The organism is Acidobacteriota bacterium, assembly GCA_016715115.1.
Lineage (GTDB): Bacteria > Acidobacteriota > Blastocatellia > Pyrinomonadales > Pyrinomonadaceae > JAFDVJ01.
Genome location: JADKBM010000014.1, coordinates 1 through 15389, shown reverse-complemented (window position 1 = coordinate 15389; position 15389 = coordinate 1). Strand labels below are relative to the sequence as shown.

General features: G+C 54.4%; 13 protein-coding genes. All 13 read left to right on the top strand.

Annotated elements, in window-relative coordinates; all coding sequences use genetic code 11:
* The first annotated feature begins 77 nt into the window (after positions 1 to 77).
* A complete protein-coding gene (locus IPN69_17570; protein MBK8812522.1) occupies positions 78 to 380 on the top strand; it encodes a nucleoside triphosphate pyrophosphohydrolase family protein in 303 nt (100 codons plus the stop codon).
* A 64-nt stretch (positions 381 to 444) separates the two neighbouring features.
* On the top strand, positions 445 to 1050 hold the full coding sequence (locus tag IPN69_17565) for a dephospho-CoA kinase (protein MBK8812521.1): 606 nt from the start codon (positions 445 to 447) through the stop codon (positions 1048 to 1050).
* A 7-nt stretch (positions 1051 to 1057) separates the two neighbouring features.
* Positions 1058 to 2881 carry a peptide ABC transporter substrate-binding protein gene (locus tag IPN69_17560; protein ID MBK8812520.1) on the top strand — a complete coding sequence of 608 codons (1824 nt, stop codon included), beginning with the start codon at positions 1058 to 1060 and terminating at the stop codon, positions 2879 to 2881.
* A gap of 159 nt (positions 2882 to 3040) precedes the next feature.
* On the top strand, positions 3041 to 5500 hold the full coding sequence (locus IPN69_17555; protein ID MBK8812519.1) for a hypothetical protein: 2460 nt from the start codon (positions 3041 to 3043) through the stop codon (positions 5498 to 5500).
* Between the two features lie 5 nt (positions 5501 to 5505).
* Positions 5506 to 6420 carry an ABC transporter permease gene (locus tag IPN69_17550; GenBank protein ID MBK8812518.1) on the top strand — a complete coding sequence of 305 codons (915 nt, stop codon included), beginning with the start codon at positions 5506 to 5508 and terminating at the stop codon, positions 6418 to 6420.
* Positions 6421 to 6426: 6 nt separating this feature from the next.
* The gene (locus tag IPN69_17545) at positions 6427 to 7389 is read left to right on the top strand and encodes an ABC transporter permease (GenBank protein ID MBK8812517.1); all 963 of its coding nucleotides are present in this window, start codon (positions 6427 to 6429) and stop codon (positions 7387 to 7389) included.
* A 30-nt stretch (positions 7390 to 7419) separates the two neighbouring features.
* The gene (locus tag IPN69_17540; protein ID MBK8812516.1) at positions 7420 to 7941 is read left to right on the top strand and encodes a hypothetical protein; all 522 of its coding nucleotides are present in this window, start codon (positions 7420 to 7422) and stop codon (positions 7939 to 7941) included.
* An 8-nt stretch (positions 7942 to 7949) separates the two neighbouring features.
* Complete coding sequence (locus tag IPN69_17535; GenBank protein ID MBK8812515.1) at positions 7950 to 8612, top strand: Uma2 family endonuclease; 663 nt, start codon at positions 7950 to 7952, stop codon at positions 8610 to 8612.
* 7 nt (positions 8613 to 8619) lie between these two features.
* A complete protein-coding gene (locus IPN69_17530) occupies positions 8620 to 9645 on the top strand; it encodes an ABC transporter ATP-binding protein (protein ID MBK8812514.1) in 1026 nt (341 codons plus the stop codon).
* Positions 9642 to 10310, top strand: coding sequence for a hypothetical protein (locus tag IPN69_17525; GenBank protein ID MBK8812513.1), 669 nt, complete (start codon positions 9642 to 9644; stop codon positions 10308 to 10310). The genes IPN69_17530 and IPN69_17525 overlap by 4 nt, the downstream gene beginning before the upstream one ends.
* Positions 10311 to 10336: 26 nt before the next feature.
* Entirely contained in the window at positions 10337 to 11515 is a 1179-nt protein-coding gene (locus tag IPN69_17520; GenBank protein ID MBK8812512.1) for an ATP-binding cassette domain-containing protein, read from the top strand.
* Between the two features lie 1990 nt (positions 11516 to 13505).
* The gene (locus IPN69_17515) at positions 13506 to 13652 is read left to right on the top strand and encodes a hypothetical protein (protein ID MBK8812511.1); all 147 of its coding nucleotides are present in this window, start codon (positions 13506 to 13508) and stop codon (positions 13650 to 13652) included.
* A gap of 159 nt (positions 13653 to 13811) precedes the next feature.
* Positions 13812 to 15389 (top strand): hypothetical protein (locus IPN69_17510; protein ID MBK8812510.1); only part of this gene is annotated, 1578 nt, incomplete at its 3' end.

Here is a 15389-nt window from a genome sequence, read left to right as displayed (position 1 = left end):
CTCGCGGCGATGGTTTCGATGCAAGTTCGCCGGATCGGATGGAATCGATTCCGGCTTCTCTTTGGTTCTAAACAAAAATGAAATTTGAAGATTATCAGAACGAAGCGAAACAAACGGCGCTTTATCCGCGCCGCCTAAGCAATCTTGAGTATCCGACGCTCGGCCTCGCGGGCGAAGCGGGCGAGGTCGCGAATATCGTCAAGAAGATCCAGCGCGACTTCGGCGGCGAGATCACCGACGAGATCCGTTTGAAACTGAAGGATGAACTCGGCGACGTCCTCTGGTACATCTCGGCCTGCGCCGACGAACTCGATCTGACGCTCACCGAGATCGCCGAATTCAATGTCGAGAAATTGGCCAAGAGACACAATCGGAAATGATCGGCAGGTTGGTGCCGCATTGGATCTGTGTCGAAGCGCAACTCCAGAGTAAAATAGAATTGAGATGCTGAAAGTTGGCTTGACCGGCTCGATCGCCGTCGGAAAATCATTTGTTTGCGAAGTGCTGACCGAACTCGGCGCGCACGTTCTCGATGCCGACAAAACCGCCCGCGATGTCTTGAAGGCGGGAACGGTCGGATTGCAACGCGTCGTCAGCGAGTTCGGCGAGGACATCTTGACGCCCGACGGCGAACTCGACCGTCCGAAGATGGCGTCGATCGTCTTTGCGGACGAATCGAAACGGCAAAAACTCAATTCCATCGTTCATCCGCTGGTCATCGAGGCACAGGATCTTTGGATCGCCGAACGCGAGCTTGAAGACCCGAAAGGCATCGCCGTTATCGATGCCGCACTGATGATAGAATCAGGCGGCTACACGCGTTTCGACAAACTTGTTGTCGTTTGGTGCGATTCGGAAGTACAATTGGAAAGACTCAAAGAACGAAACGGTTTCGACGACGCGGAAGCTCTCCGGCGCATTGGATCTCAGATGCCGCAGGACGAGAAGAAGCGCTTCGCCGACTATTTGATCGAGACCAACGGCGGCTTCGAAGAGACCCGTCGTCGAACGATTGAAGTTTTCGGGCAATTGCGACTTTTGAGTCATTAGAACAAGAATGAAACCGACCAGATTCCAATTCGGGGCAATCCGCGGAATCTTTTGGTGCGTCTATCTGCTGACGGTTTTCTTCATTGCCGGATGCAGCGAATTCGAAAAACCGATAACCGAACCTTTTTATTCGCAAACCGCGCCGCCGCAAAGACGGGAATTCCGCTGGAGCAACGGCAAAATGCCGAAGTCGTTCGATCCCGCCTTGGCCTCTGCGGCGCCCGAAACCGACATCGTCCGCGCGATTTTCGATGGTCTGACGGAAACTGACCCGAAGACGCTCAAACCGTTACCGGTCCTCGCCGTCAAATGGGAATCGACGGACGATTTCAAAACCTGGATCTTCCATCTTCGCAAAGACGCGAAATGGTCGAACGGCGAACGGATCACCGCACGCGACTTCGTTCGTTCCTGGGAGCGGATCGTGAAGCTCGGCAAGACCGTTCCCCAACGCGGACTTTTTGAGAACATCGTCGGAATGGATCGGCTCGGTGAAACCATTTCACCGAGCGCCGAACTCGGGAACGAGGCCGTCAAACCGGTCGCCGAAACGCCTTCGGGATTCGTGAAGAAATCAACTCCGACGACCGAGCCGGAACGCACCAACGCGGCCGTTTCGGTCGAGGCGACGCCTTCACCGACTCCGAAGCGGGAAATTGGAGCGGTGGCGATCGACCCGCAAACGTTGAAGGTCACGCTGATCAGACCGGATAAGGATTTCCCGACGCTCGTGGCCCACACGGTCTTCCGCCCGGTTTTCAAGGACGGCACGGAGTTTGAGGCGGGACTTAATGCCGGAATCGTCACCAGCGGGGCGTTCCGCATCTCTTCCGTCGGTCAGGACGGTGTCACGCTCGATCGGGCGGAGAACCATTGGGATCGCGCAAGCGTCCAACTCGAACGCGTCAAGTTCGTGCCGATCGAAACGGCCGAAACGGCGCTCGAGGCCTACCGGCTCGGCGAGATCGATGCGGTTACCAACGCGCATTTCGAACCGCTCGCGCTGAAACTCCTTAAGCCGTTCGAGGATTTTCGCCAGACCACCCACGGCGCGCTGAATCTTTATGAGTTCAACCTAAAGAAACCGCCGTTCGACGATCGTCGCGTGCGAGAGGCGCTTTCGATCGCGATCGAGCGTGAACGTCTGACCGACGGCGAGATGGAAGGCTCGACGCGTCCGGCAATGTCGTTTTTGCCGTTCGGTTCCGGCGAGACCGAGAAACTCGTCGAGGACAGCGCGAAGGCGAAGAAGCTTCTTGAGGAAGCGGGATTTCCCAATGGCGCGAATTTCCCGACGATCCGGCTCGTTGTTAACCGAAACGACGTTCAGCAACGGGTCGCGCGCCTCGTCGCCAAGATGTGGGAACAGGAATTGAACGTCAAGGCCCAGGTCATCGTCGTCGAATCCGCCCAGGTTGAAACGATCCGCTCGATCGGCGAATTCGATCTCATCCGGCGCGGGGTCGTGTTGCCGGCGGCGGACGAGATGACTTCGCTGCTCGCGATCTTCGCGCCGCCGCTGAAACCCGAACCGGTAATCGATCCAAACGCGACACCGACGGCGACGCCGACGCCCCCGGTGGCAGGCGCGGTTCCGCCGACCGAAATACCGGCGACTACTCCGGTCGTGCCCGATCTCCCGGCGTATCTGTTGACCCACAAAACGGCGCTTGCCGAACTTCCGGCGATACCGCTCTATTTCCCGACCTCGTACTCGCTTGTCAAACCCTACGTGCTCGGATTCGAGATCAACGTCCTCGACTCGCCTTCGCTGAAAGACGTCCGGATCGATACCGGCTGGCAACCCAAAAAGACGAAAAAAGAATCGTAATACCTCGCTTCGGGACATTTTGGCATTCCGGACGTTCTTGCCTGAAAAACCTGTAACGTGATAAATTCTAAGCAGTTGCAAGACTCGTCCTGGACTCGCCAAACGTACGCATTTCAAATCTGAACCGAAGATCTTGTCAAAGAAAGGAGTTTCCGCGAGATGACACGAATCAGTTTATTCAAGGCCGGCATCGTCATTATCCTTGCGGCTTTGTTCATTTCCGGCTGCTCGAGTTCCGCGAAGAGCCGGTATTTCGGCAGTATGAAGCCGCCGAAAGACAATGTCCTGCGATACATTTCGGGCTCGGAACCGGCGACGCTCGATCCGCACATTTCGGGCGGCCAGCCCGAAGCGAGAATCTACGGCGCGCTCTATGAAGGCCTCGTCGATTATCATCCGAAAACGCTGCAGCCGATCCCGTCGCTCGCCGAACTCTGGGAGATCTCGCCGAAGGTCGATGAGTTCATCTTCCATCTCCGCAAGAACGGCAAGTTCAGCGACGGCAAACCGATCACCGCGCACGATTTTGTTTACAGTTTCCGGCGTGGCTTCAACCCCGAGGTCATCTCGCAGACCGTTCAGCTCGGATACTTCATCAAATACGCCGAGGCGTTCAACGGCCACCAGGTATTCATCAAGCGCGATGGCAAATTCGTGACTGAAAACGATGTCGCCGAAACTCCCGCGGTTCCCGTGGAGCGCCCGCCGTTCGGCCCCGAGACCGAGTTTCACAGGTTTTTGCAGTCGCCGGCCCGGCTGACGCTTTCCGATGAACCTTTGAAACGCGCGCAGGCCGTAGAAAGTGCTCCGAAACTAAAGGAGTTGCTCAAGTTTCAGCCATCCGATCTGAAGAACGCGGCCGTTCTGGCGACGAAGATAAAGTCGGGGGAAGACGATCTCTCGAAGTTTGTCGCGTCGAATCTGTCTCCCGATGCCCTTAACTGCGCCGCCGAATGCAGCGACGCTTCGAAGCAGGCGCTCGCCGACGGCCTCAACAAAGCGACGGACGCGGCGTCGTTGTTCGCGCAGGAATGGTTCGCATCACTGACGCTGCCCGACGAAGCGAAGAAATTGTCCGATCAGATCGCGGCCGAGAACAAGAAGCGCGCCGACGGAAACAAGAAAATTGACGACGAGATCGCCGCAATGACCGATCCGGCAAAGATCGCTGAGAAGGAAAAGTCGAAAAAGAAGCCGATCGGAAAACTCGCATACGCCAATCGGTTCGTTCTCGAACAGGTTTTCGCCGAAGAGATCGAACCCGTGTCGATTGTTCCGGTCGAGGCAACTGACATCGGCGTCGAGGCGATCGACGACTTCACGCTGCGCATTTCGCTGCGTCAGTCGGCGCCGTTCTTCGTCGGGCTTTTGACGCATCAGTTCTTCCGCGTCGTGCCGCAGCAGTCGATCGAGAAATACGGAAAGAACTGGACGCGTCCGGAGAATATCGTCACCAGCGGACAGTTCCGGATCAAGGAATACCATCCGTACGACCGGCTCGTCGTCGAACGCGATCCGAACTACTGGGACAAGGAAAACGTCCATCTCGACGGAATCGAGTTTTATATGATCGAGGAGCAGGCGACGCAGCTCAATCTATACAAATCCGGCGCGGTCGACGCGCTGCTGAACCACGCGGTTCCGGCCTCGTGGATCGAAGAGATCGCGCAGTACAAGGACGAGTATATGAACCTGCCGGAGAACGCGACGGCCTATTACAGTTTCAACGTCCGCAAACCGCCGTTCGACAATCCCAAGCTGCGCCAGGCGTTCTCGCTCGCGATCAACCGCGAAGCGCTTTCCAAATTCCGCAAGATCACGAAGCCGCTTTATTTTTATACGCCGACCGGTATTTTTCCTGACTACGACAAGGCGATGGCCAAGGTCGGCGAAGAGATCCGCAAGGAAAAAGGCATCGCTCCCGAAGATTGGGAGAAACTTCAGAAACAGTTCGACCCGGCGCTTGCGCGCAAACTTCTGGCCGAGGCGGGTTTTCCGGTCATCGAAAACGGCGGCAAGTTCGAATGTCCGAGCTTTCCGACCGACAAGATCGCCCTGACTTTCAACACGACCGAATCGAACCGGCAGATCGCCGAATTCATACAGGCGCAGTGGGCGCAAAATCTGGGGATCACGATGCCGCTCAAGAATCAGGAGTTCAAGACCTTCCTCGCCGACCGCAACGCGATGCGATTCGAGGGTTTGGCGCAGAGCCTTTGGGCCGGCGACTATATGGATCCGTACACGTTTCTCGGATTGCATTACGGGCCGGTCAACGACGGCGGCTCGGGATTCAACGATCCGAAGTACGACAAGATGCTTGACGACGCGAATTACGAACTCGACCCGCAAAAGCGTTACGAAATGCTCGCGCGTTCGGAGTACTATCTGCGCGATCAGCTGCCGTCGGTCCCGCTCACGATCAACGCCACCAATTGGCTCAAGAAACCGTGGGTCAAGGGGCTCTATCCGAATCCGGGAACGCTGTTCACCTGGAAGTTCGTGTACCTCGAACGCGATCCGGCGAAATGGGACACGGACGTGAACGACATTATGGAGCGCTCGGACCCGCAGGTTGAAGAACAGCTCAAAAAACTCGAGGCAACGCTCGCAAAGTAAAGACTATGCTAAGTTTCATCATTCGACGCCTGTTGCTGATAATTCCGATGGCGCTGATAGTGATCACGCTGACCTGGGGATTGGTGAGGATCGCGCCCGGCAGTTTTTACTCGGCGGAGAAGAAACTCCCGGCGGCGGTCGAGGCCAACATCAAGAAGAAATACGGGTTGGACAAACCCTGGTACCAGCAGTACGGAATAATGATGTGGAACGTCGTCCGCGGTGATTTCGGCGATTCTCTCAAATACGAGGGGCAGTCCGTCAACGAGATCATCCGGCGCCATTTCCCGTACTCGGCGACAATGGGAATTCTCGCCTATCTGCTCGCGCTCGCCATCGGCCTTTCGGCTGGTGTCGTCGCTTCGCTCAAGCAAAACTCGATCTTCGATTACGGTTCGATGTCGCTCGCGATGCTCGGGCTTTCGATCCCGAATTTCGTACTCGGCCCGATCCTCGTGCTCGTCTTTTCGTTGTGGCTGTTTTGGCTCCCGCCGGCACGTTGGAGCGCCGCCGGACTCGTCTTGCCGGTGATCACGCTGTCGGCGATCTACGCCGCGTACATTGCGCGTCTGACTCGCGCCGGAATGCTTGAGGTGATGCGGTCGGACTATATCCGGACCGCGCGCGCGAAAGGACTCGACGAAAAAACGGTGCTGCTGCGCCACGCGATCCGCGGCGGACTGATTCCGGTCATATCGTTCACCGGCCCGGCACTTGCCGGACTTCTGGCCGGAACCGTTGTCGTCGAACGCGTCTTCGCGATCCCGGGGCTCGGAAACATATTTATTCAAGCCGTGCTCAACCGCGACGAACCGCTCGTGCTCGGGATCGTCGCGTTCCTGTCGATCCTGATAATGGTCTTTAATCTTATTGTCGATATTTCCTACGGGTTTCTCGATCCAAGGATCCGATACGAATAAACGAATATGAGTCAAAATCCTGAGATCGTAAAAGGAGCTTCGCTCTGGGCCGATGCCTGGAAACGCCTGCTGAAGAACAAGTTGGCCGTTTTCGGGCTGATCGTGATGGCGGTGATGGCGGTTGCCGTGATCTTCGGTCCGTGGATCATCGAACGCCTGACCGGGTTCACGTTCGATTTCATTCCGCCCGAATCGGATCTGACGAGATCGTTTCCGCCGTCGATGAAACATCCGATGGGAACCGACGACGCCGGGCGAGACATTCTCGCGCGGGTTCTGCAAGGCGGCCGGATCTCGCTGATGGTCGGCATCATTTCGACATTGGTTTCGCTCGTGATCGGCGTTTCTTACGGCGCGGTCGCCGGATACGTCGGCGGATTCATCGATAACTTGATGATGCGCATCGTCGACATATTGTTCTCGATTCCGTACATCCTGATCGTCATCGTCCTTTTGGCGGTTTTCGGCAAGGAGAACACGCCGGACTGGATCCGCTCGATCTCGGCATTTTTCGGAGGGGAGAACAATCAGGGGTTGAGCCAGATCTTCTTGCTGTTCTTCGCGCTCGGATGCGTTTCGTGGCTGACGATGGCGCGGGTCGTGCGCGGCCAGATCCTGAGTTTGAAGAATCAGGAGTTCGTGCTTGCGGCGCGCGCGACGGGCGTTTCGACCCCGGCGATCATTTTCCGGCATCTGGTGCCAAACGCGCTCGGGCCGGTGATCGTTTACGCGACCCTGACGATCCCGAGCGTGATGCTGACCGAGGCGTTCCTTTCGTTTCTCGGGATCGGCGTCCAGCCGCCGTTCGCGTCGTGGGGAAGCCTCGCGGCGGACGGCATCAAGAGCATCGGCATCTATCCGTGGCAAATGATCTTTCCCGGCGTGACGATGGCGCTGACGCTCTTTTCGCTCAATTTCTTAGGCGATGGCCTGCGTGACGCGCTCGATCCGCAGACGCGCAAGTTTTAGAAAATTCGCCCCCGAAAATGGAGGATGAAAATGAAACAAAAGCTAATTATCTTATCGATCTTCACCGCTTTGATTCTTGCCGGCGCGACCGGGGTTTTGGCGCAGGGCGCGAAAAAACAGACAAAAGAAACGGCCAAGGTCAAGGTCGCGAAAGAAGGCGTCGGACTTGACGGCATCGCGGTCGGAAAATCGAACTCGAACGACGTCATCAAGAAGTTCGGCAAGAACTACAAACTGGTCAAGTACAAAAAGTATTCGGCGCAGTTGGTCTATCCGGGAGGGATCTCGTTCTATTACTGCCAGGCCGACCGAAAGAAGACGATCTTCGACATCGAATTCCGTGCGCCGTATCAGGTCAAGACCGGCAAGGGGATCACGCTGAGCAAGAGCACGCTCGAGGACGTCTACAAGATCTACGGAAAGTCCAAGGAAGGACTCGAATATCGCGGCGTCAGCTTCTTTTACCAGAAACAGCGGAACGGCAAAAAGGTCGTGACCGTGATCGACATCGTCGAGAACGGCGGGATCCGGCAATGTTCGGAAGCAAAATAGAAGACCAAATGTTCACATCCCAAGTATCAATTTCGATCGAGACGCTGCTCCACCTGCGGCATCCGATGCAGTACGTCGGATTCGACTGGCCGGCGTACAAACGGCTTTCCGAAGAGATCGGCGAAGGCAGCGGTCTCAAACTCACCTACAAGGAAGGGCTCCTGACGATTGTTCCAACCTCAGAACTGCACGAACTCATTGCGAGTATTCTTCACAATTTCATAACTTTTGCAGGCATGTCCCTGCAAAAAGAGATCATCTCAACCGGAAGCGCGACCCTGCGTTCCAAGCGCAGGAATTTCGGCGTCGAGCCCGATCTTTCGTATTTCGTAAGCAAGGCCGACATTCATCAGACAAAAGCGACTGTCGAAGAAGAGATCGACCTCGCGCCGGATATCGTCGTTGAGATCGACATTCATCACAAATCGGATCAGAAGGTCGAGATCTACGCGGAATTCGGGATCTCCGAGTTCTGGCGTTACGACGGTGAACGGCTCGTGATTTCTCGGCTTCAACCCGAAGGCAGCTATCTGGCGATCCCGGACAGCGTCGAGATCCCGGTTCTGAACGCCGAGGGCCTTTCCGAATTCCTGGCGCGCGGACAGAAAGAAAAACAATTCGTCGTTTTGTCGGATTTTCAAAACTGGCTCGGGGAGAAACTCGGAGCCTGATCAAACAATGAGCGAAACCAACGGCACAATCTTATCGGTAATCGGTCTGAAGACGTATTTTCAGACTGAGGACGGCGTCGTCAAGGCGGTCGACGACGTTACGTTCGAGCTCAAAAAGGGCGAGACGATCGGAATCGTCGGCGAATCGGGGAGCGGCAAGTCAGTCACGAATCTGTCGGTAATGCGTCTTATCCCGGAACCTCCGGGAAAGATCGTCGGCGGAAAGATCACGTTCGACGGAATCGACGTCCTCGGGCTCTCGATCGACGAGGTCCGCAAGATTCGCGGAAAACGCATCGCGATGATCTTTCAGGATCCGATGACCTCGCTCAATCCGTTTCTGAAGATCTCGACGCAGCTGATGGAAGTCACGCGGCTTCATCTCGGCCACACGAAACAGCAGGCATACGAACACGCGATCAAGATGTTGAAGCTTGTCGGAATCCCCGACGCCGAAAGCCGCGTGGACGGATATCCGCACGAATTCTCGGGCGGTATGCGGCAGCGCGTGATGATCGCGATGGCGCTCAGCTGCGACCCGGAATTGCTGATCGCGGACGAGCCGACGACCGCGCTCGACGTCACGATTCAGGCGCAGATCCTCGAACTGATCAAGGATCTCAAGGAGCGTATGGGGACGAGCGTCATTCTCATCACGCACGACCTCGGCGTCGTCGCCGGAATGACCGAAAAGATCATCGTGATGTACGCCGGCAAGGTCTTCGAGCAGGCGCCGACCGCCGAACTCTTCGCGACGCCGGCGAATCCGTACACGAAAGGCTTGCTCAAGAGCGTTCCCGATCCGGCGCACGAACAGGGAAAGGAACTCTATCAAATTCCTGGACTTCCGCCCGACGTCGCGCATCTGCCGCCGGGCTGCCCGTTTGCCGAACGTTGCGACCGCGCCGTTGATGTATGCCGAACGGAGTTCCCGCCGTTTGTCGAGATCAACCCCGGACATCATTCGCTGTGCCATTTCGCCGCGGATGTCTACAGGGAATCGGTAAACGAGCGCGCGGAGAAAGATCGATGAAACGAAACCGAATCATTGTAATTGTGCTCGCCTTTTCGTTGCTCGGCGCGTGTTCTTCCGCGCCCGATCCGAAAAACGCGGTTCCGGCGCCGAAGGACGCGCCGGTCAATTCGAACGCGAGCCCGAACGTCAATTCCGCCGAATCCGAAAAGGCGAAAGAGGACGTCGTCGCCTCGACGCGCAAACTCAAGGACCTGAGATTCTGGACGGCGAAGACCGAGATCGAAAATATGCCGGCTTTGAGCGGCGAGATCAAATACGTCGCGCCCGACCGTTACTATTTCAAGCAGGGAGAAAACGAAGCGATCGTCGTCGGCGATCAGACCTTCACGAAGGAAAACGGGAAGTGGCAAAAGTCGGATTTCGATATGAGCGGTCTCACGAAGATCCGCGAGAACGCTTTGACCGAAGAGGATGTGAAGAAGATCCAGAACGTATCGGTCATCGGCAGCGAAACGCTGAACGGCCGCAAGACGACCGTTTACGCGCATCGGGCGACCAGCGGCACGGTCGAATCGGCGACCAGGATGTGGATTGACGAAGAAACCAAACTCGTGATGAAAACGGTCGTCGAAAACCGCGCGGGCAAACAGACGCAGCGTGTCACGACCACGTACGATTTCGACACGCCGGTGAAGATCGAGTCGCCTAAGATAGGTTCATAGTTTTTCGGGTCGAAAGTTAATTTGTTATGGCAAAAGCATTCAAATGTCCAACGTGCGCGGCATCCCTCGAATACGACGGAGGAAAGTATCAGAAATGCACATTCTGCGGAACTACCGTGATACTGTCCCCCGATTCCGTTTCGCAAACCGATTCCGGAAAGGAGACCGGAGCCGTCCCCGAACCCGGGCACCACACGCCTTCGGATGAAGTGCTCATTTCGATTCGAAATCTTCAGGTCTTTTTCAAGGGGTCGGGCGGCGGACTGTTTTCGGGCAAGGGGCACGGGGTCGTCCGTGCGGTCGATGATGTCTCGCTCGATATCCGGCGGGGTGAAACGCTCGGGCTTGTCGGCGAATCGGGTTGCGGAAAATCGACGCTCGGCAAGGCCATTCTGCGCCTCACCGATCCAACCGGCGGCCGCGTGATGTACAACGGCAAGGATCTCGCGCATCTTTCGGGCGGCGCGATGCGCGACCAGCGGCGGCATCTTCAGATGATCTTTCAGGATCCTTACGCGAGTCTCAATCCGCGAATGACGGTCGGTTCGATCATCGGCGAGCCGATCCGCACCTTCGGCCTCTTCAAGGGCGAATCCGCCGAAAAGCGCGTTCAGGATCTGATGGAAACCGTCGGATTGTCGCGCCGCTTCATCAAACGCTATCCGCACGAGTTCTCCGGCGGCCAGCGCCAGCGCATCGGGATCGCCCGCGCGCTCGCCGTCGATCCGGAGTTCATCGTCGCCGACGAACCGATCTCGGCGCTCGACGTTTCGATCCAGGCGCAGATAATGAACCTGATGGAACAGCTACAGGCGGAGAAAAACCTGACGTATCTGTTCATTTCGCACGACCTTCGCGCCGTCCGGCACCTTTCGGACCGCGTCGCCGTGATGTATCTCGGCAAGATCGTCGAACTCGCCGACGGCGCCGAGATCTACAAGCAGTCGCTGCACCCCTATTCGAAAGCGCTGATCTCGGCCGTTCCCGTTCCCGATCCCGAGATCGAAGCCAAGCGCGAGCGGATCATCCTCAAGGGCGACGTCCCGAGTCCGATCAATCCGCCGCCGGGCTGCCATTTCCACACACGCTGCCAGTACGCGATCGCCGAATGCAAAACGAAGATACCGCCGCTCGTCGAGATCCGCCCGCGCCACTACGTCGCCTGTCTGAGAGTCACGCCCGAAAAACCGGACATCGACGATTGATCGCGATAGGTTTTTCGGAACCACGAAGCGCACGAAGATGCACGAAGCTTTTTAACGGGATTTTCTTCGCGTGCGGTGCGTAGCGAAAATCGCCACGGTTGTTCTGAACGATCGTTCCGCCACCCAAGGTGACGGGCACACGGGATTGAATGTTCGACATTTGCCTCGTTTTGCCGGTGAATTGACTTTAGCGGCGATTCAATGGCGGCTTGCCGCCCGGATGTGGGGAAATTCTGAGCGTTTCCGCGAACCACCCACTACAAACACGGCTATGCCACCAAGCCACGAGTTGTTTGAGGAACTCACTATCCTCTGAGTTCAAATTCGATTGTTTCAAAAAAATGGCCGACGCCAAACCGGGATGGTAGCCGCAATCGGCTTTCGACGTCTTAACTCACTAAATTTTCTTCAACCGATTTCAGTCGGTAACGTCTTTCCGATCTTCCGATTCGTTTCGTGATTCTAACGGTCCAAAGAGACTGACTGATTTGATCACCGAAGCAGTCGCAATTTGGATTTGGTTCTGACCTTGTAGTCGACTATCGTAGGAAAACAAATCTGCGATCATTGGGGAATGAAGATGCGACTGGCAGTCGAAGACGTGCGGTACGATCTTGTGCTCCCGAGCGTGACGCATCCCGATCTTGAGGAAACGCTAAGGTCAGAACCGCAACGGGCGGGGTAGCGAAGGAGATTAAAAATGCCGAATGAATTGTCAAAATACTCCGCCAAAATAAAGGATGTTTACATCGAGCTCAAGAATTACGAGTTCTTTCATAGTCCATATCGTGATGAATCTGACCAAAGGCGTTTCATTGGCAGACGGAAGGTCAAAGAGCGGATAGTTTCAATCCTAAGAAATTCTGATGTGAAGTCAGGCTCATACCTTATCGCGGGATTTCGAGGGATGGGCAAGACAAGCGTCGTCCGTGAGTCTATCGATGAGTACAACAATACAAACGGACAAGAAGGTTTGACATCTCGAGACACAGACGCAAATTCGAAGTCTCCGAAAGACAAATTGGCGGAGTTGGGAAAGCCGGTTCGTGTTGCGTTGGGCTATTTGTTCATAATTCTTTTAGTCAACTTTCTGGCATCCACCCAAACTTCTTCGGATCTGCCGGGTTGGAGTTGGACGTTCTTCCTGTTCGGGATCATTGCACACACTGTTCTCGTTTATTTCAATCCAAGAATCTTTGAAGCGACTTGGAGTGCATTTCGGGCAGTCATTGTTATCAGCGTATTCATTTGGTCAACGCTTTTCTATGTGAATTACAGTTATGTATGCCGGGATTCGCGTTGTCCCAAATTCATCAGTGATTTTATGGGAGCCTATTTTCCTGTTGAATCTATCGACGGAGCCGCGGCGGCAGCGTTGACGTCTGTACAAAATAATACGAACGACAATGCAAATACGATGAAAGCCGAAGACAATGGTGGCGCGGACACTCACGCTACGACACGGGAGACACAATCGAGCAGCAATGTCACGGGCGACAACTCCACATCGCAGATGGCGCAATCAAGCGATTCGCTGAACAATAGTCGCGGACAACAACTTCAAACGCAGAAGGCGCAGCCAAGCAATTCACTCTCGGTGGTGTACCGGATCGTTGTCGGTCTTATATGCGCATATTTCGTACTGTCTGCGTTCTTTTTCGCTGTCGACTTTTTCTCTTTGATTTGGTTAACCGCATGGGAAAGGCGGGAGAAACGGAAGGGCCAAGGGAAACGGCACGCTCGATACAAAAAACTCGAGATCAATCTGTCCCAGGAAACCTTGACGGAGATGGAGGTTCTGCGGCGAATTGCAATCCAGTTGGACGCCTACTGGACAAAGCATCAATTCCAATTTGACCGACCCGTTTTCAATAGGAGTTTCTATTTTCTATGGCGGTTTCTGATTCCAAGGATCAGCAGACCGAGAAAGCAAACGGCCGACGCGTCGTATCAGAGTATACGAAAGCAACTCCGGGATCTAAGAAATCGGATGAGCGGTCAGGTGACGTTGCGACAAGAGAAGCGCGTTGCACCGAACATAACTACCGAAATCGCGGGCGGACTTGCCGAACTCGCGATGCCGTTCGGTTCATTCTCGAAAAACGATGAGATCTCATTATCAGATCGCGAGCGCTAAAGAGGTTGAGGACGAACTGATTGCGATTTTCAATCGGATCGATGATCTCCGGCGTAAACCGGTTGAAATACCAAATTTTGTTTTCATTATCGATGAACTTGATAAGATCGGGCCGCACAACATAACCGCGATACAGATCGGGAGTCATCAAATCCGGTATTGGACGCCAGTATCTACGCGCAGGATACCAATCGATCGCGTGAACGTCGGGAAGCCGTTGCACGACTCCTTGCAAATCTTAAAGGCTTTCTTAACGTAGTCTCGGCCAAGTTCTTTTTCATCGGCGGCCGCGAGATGTTTGATGCGGATCTAGCCGATATCGCCGATCGCGAGTCGTTTTATAGCAGTATCTTCAACGACGTGATTTACGTCGACAGTTTCTTTAAGGATTCCGCGAAGGATGCAGGTAATCGTTCGGGCGGAATAACGGAGATGACTGAAACGTATCTCGTCAATATGATTTCGAATGGACACCCATCGATTCTTGGGTTAAAGGGCTTGTTTGAGTCACTCCGAATCGATAACGAAGGGGTTGTGGTCGTCGGTTCTATTCAAAACGGAAAGGAATCCGAAGAGGAAAGACGAAAGAAGTACAAGGTCATCTTCACGTTGCAGAATTATGTAATTTACCTTACATACCGCAGCAACGGAACACCCAAGAAACTCACTGGACTTACTGAACAGTTGATTGTGCGCGGACCGACCAAGAAGGAGGATGAAAGCCAGCGTGATTGCAACGAGGCGTTCTTCCGTACGAACCTTGTTGTTCTTCACGAATCAGCCGACAAATCCCTCGACGCTGATTTGTCCAAGCGCTTGTTTTTGAAGTTCGGATACAATACCCAGTACGAAATTGGGATGACCTCGAATTTATATCGACCTTTTTTGATCGCCAATAGCCGCGAACTGAAGTCACTTGGAGACAAACTCTTATTTTCTTCCTCATTTATCATCGACCACATACTGAAGTTCCATCCGTTTGGTTTCTCTTGGCGGAACCTGGAACTGATTCCTGAGGTTGTCCTTGTAAATCGCGAACCCAATCTTCGAGAGTTTATCGAAGAATTAATGAGATTCTATTCGATGACGTATATTCGAGATACGGTTAGCGGGATCTTCGATTATCGATTTCGCAGCATCATTCGGCGTGAGTTGATTCATCTTTCAAAAACTTCCGATCTGAGTTCGGCAGCCTTCAATTTTACGCTCGACGAATCGTTGGCAACGAAGCGGCACTATAAGAGAAAGCTGATCGAATTAAGGGATAAGTACGCGAACTATACACCGGTCGACGGCGACAATCATTTTGTTCATTCTCTTTGCTTTGTCCAGACGATTCTAGGCGACCTGCACTATTACGACAAGGAATATGATGAAGCGATCCTTTCTATACCGAGTCGATTCAGACGCTTCAGGGATGCGGTTGCTAACCGCAAAATGACCCGGCATCAGTTCTTGTTGTGGTTGCGCAACAAACTCAAACTCGGTCTGACTTTGGAAAAGATCCGAGCGTTTGATTCGGCTTTTTCAATTTATAAGACGTTGGTTTTGGACACGAATCGCTATTTTCAGCACTTGGGCGGCATTTCGAAACTCGACTCAAATGAAAGAAGAGCGTGGAGGCGGATTTCGAAAACATCATACATCGATGCGCTGTCGGAAGCCGAAGACCACCGGACAATTCAATTTGTTTCGATGCCCTTTGTAGCCTTGATCGCCGTTACTGAGAAAGCACGC

Bases quoted from the DNA above. Each gene is read 5' to 3' on its own strand.
- IPN69_17570 (MBK8812522.1), top strand. From the start codon at position 78: ATGAAATTTGAAGATTATCAGAACGAAGCGAAACAAACGGCGCTTTAT.
- IPN69_17555 (MBK8812519.1), top strand. From the start codon at position 3,041: ATGACACGAATCAGTTTATTCAAGGCCGGCATCGTCATTATCCTTGCG.
- IPN69_17520 (MBK8812512.1), top strand. From the start codon at position 10,337: ATGGCAAAAGCATTCAAATGTCCAACGTGCGCGGCATCCCTCGAATAC.
- IPN69_17525 (MBK8812513.1), top strand. From the start codon at position 9,642: ATGAAACGAAACCGAATCATTGTAATTGTGCTCGCCTTTTCGTTGCTC.
- IPN69_17560 (MBK8812520.1), top strand. From the start codon at position 1,058: ATGAAACCGACCAGATTCCAATTCGGGGCAATCCGCGGAATCTTTTGG.
- IPN69_17530 (MBK8812514.1), top strand. From the start codon at position 8,620: ATGAGCGAAACCAACGGCACAATCTTATCGGTAATCGGTCTGAAGACG.
- IPN69_17540 (MBK8812516.1), top strand. From the start codon at position 7,420: ATGAAACAAAAGCTAATTATCTTATCGATCTTCACCGCTTTGATTCTT.
- IPN69_17550 (MBK8812518.1), top strand. From the start codon at position 5,506: ATGCTAAGTTTCATCATTCGACGCCTGTTGCTGATAATTCCGATGGCG.
- IPN69_17545 (MBK8812517.1), top strand. From the start codon at position 6,427: ATGAGTCAAAATCCTGAGATCGTAAAAGGAGCTTCGCTCTGGGCCGAT.
- IPN69_17535 (MBK8812515.1), top strand. From the start codon at position 7,950: ATGTTCACATCCCAAGTATCAATTTCGATCGAGACGCTGCTCCACCTG.
- IPN69_17515 (MBK8812511.1), top strand. From the start codon at position 13,506: ATGAGCGGTCAGGTGACGTTGCGACAAGAGAAGCGCGTTGCACCGAAC.
- IPN69_17565 (MBK8812521.1), top strand. From the start codon at position 445: ATGCTGAAAGTTGGCTTGACCGGCTCGATCGCCGTCGGAAAATCATTT.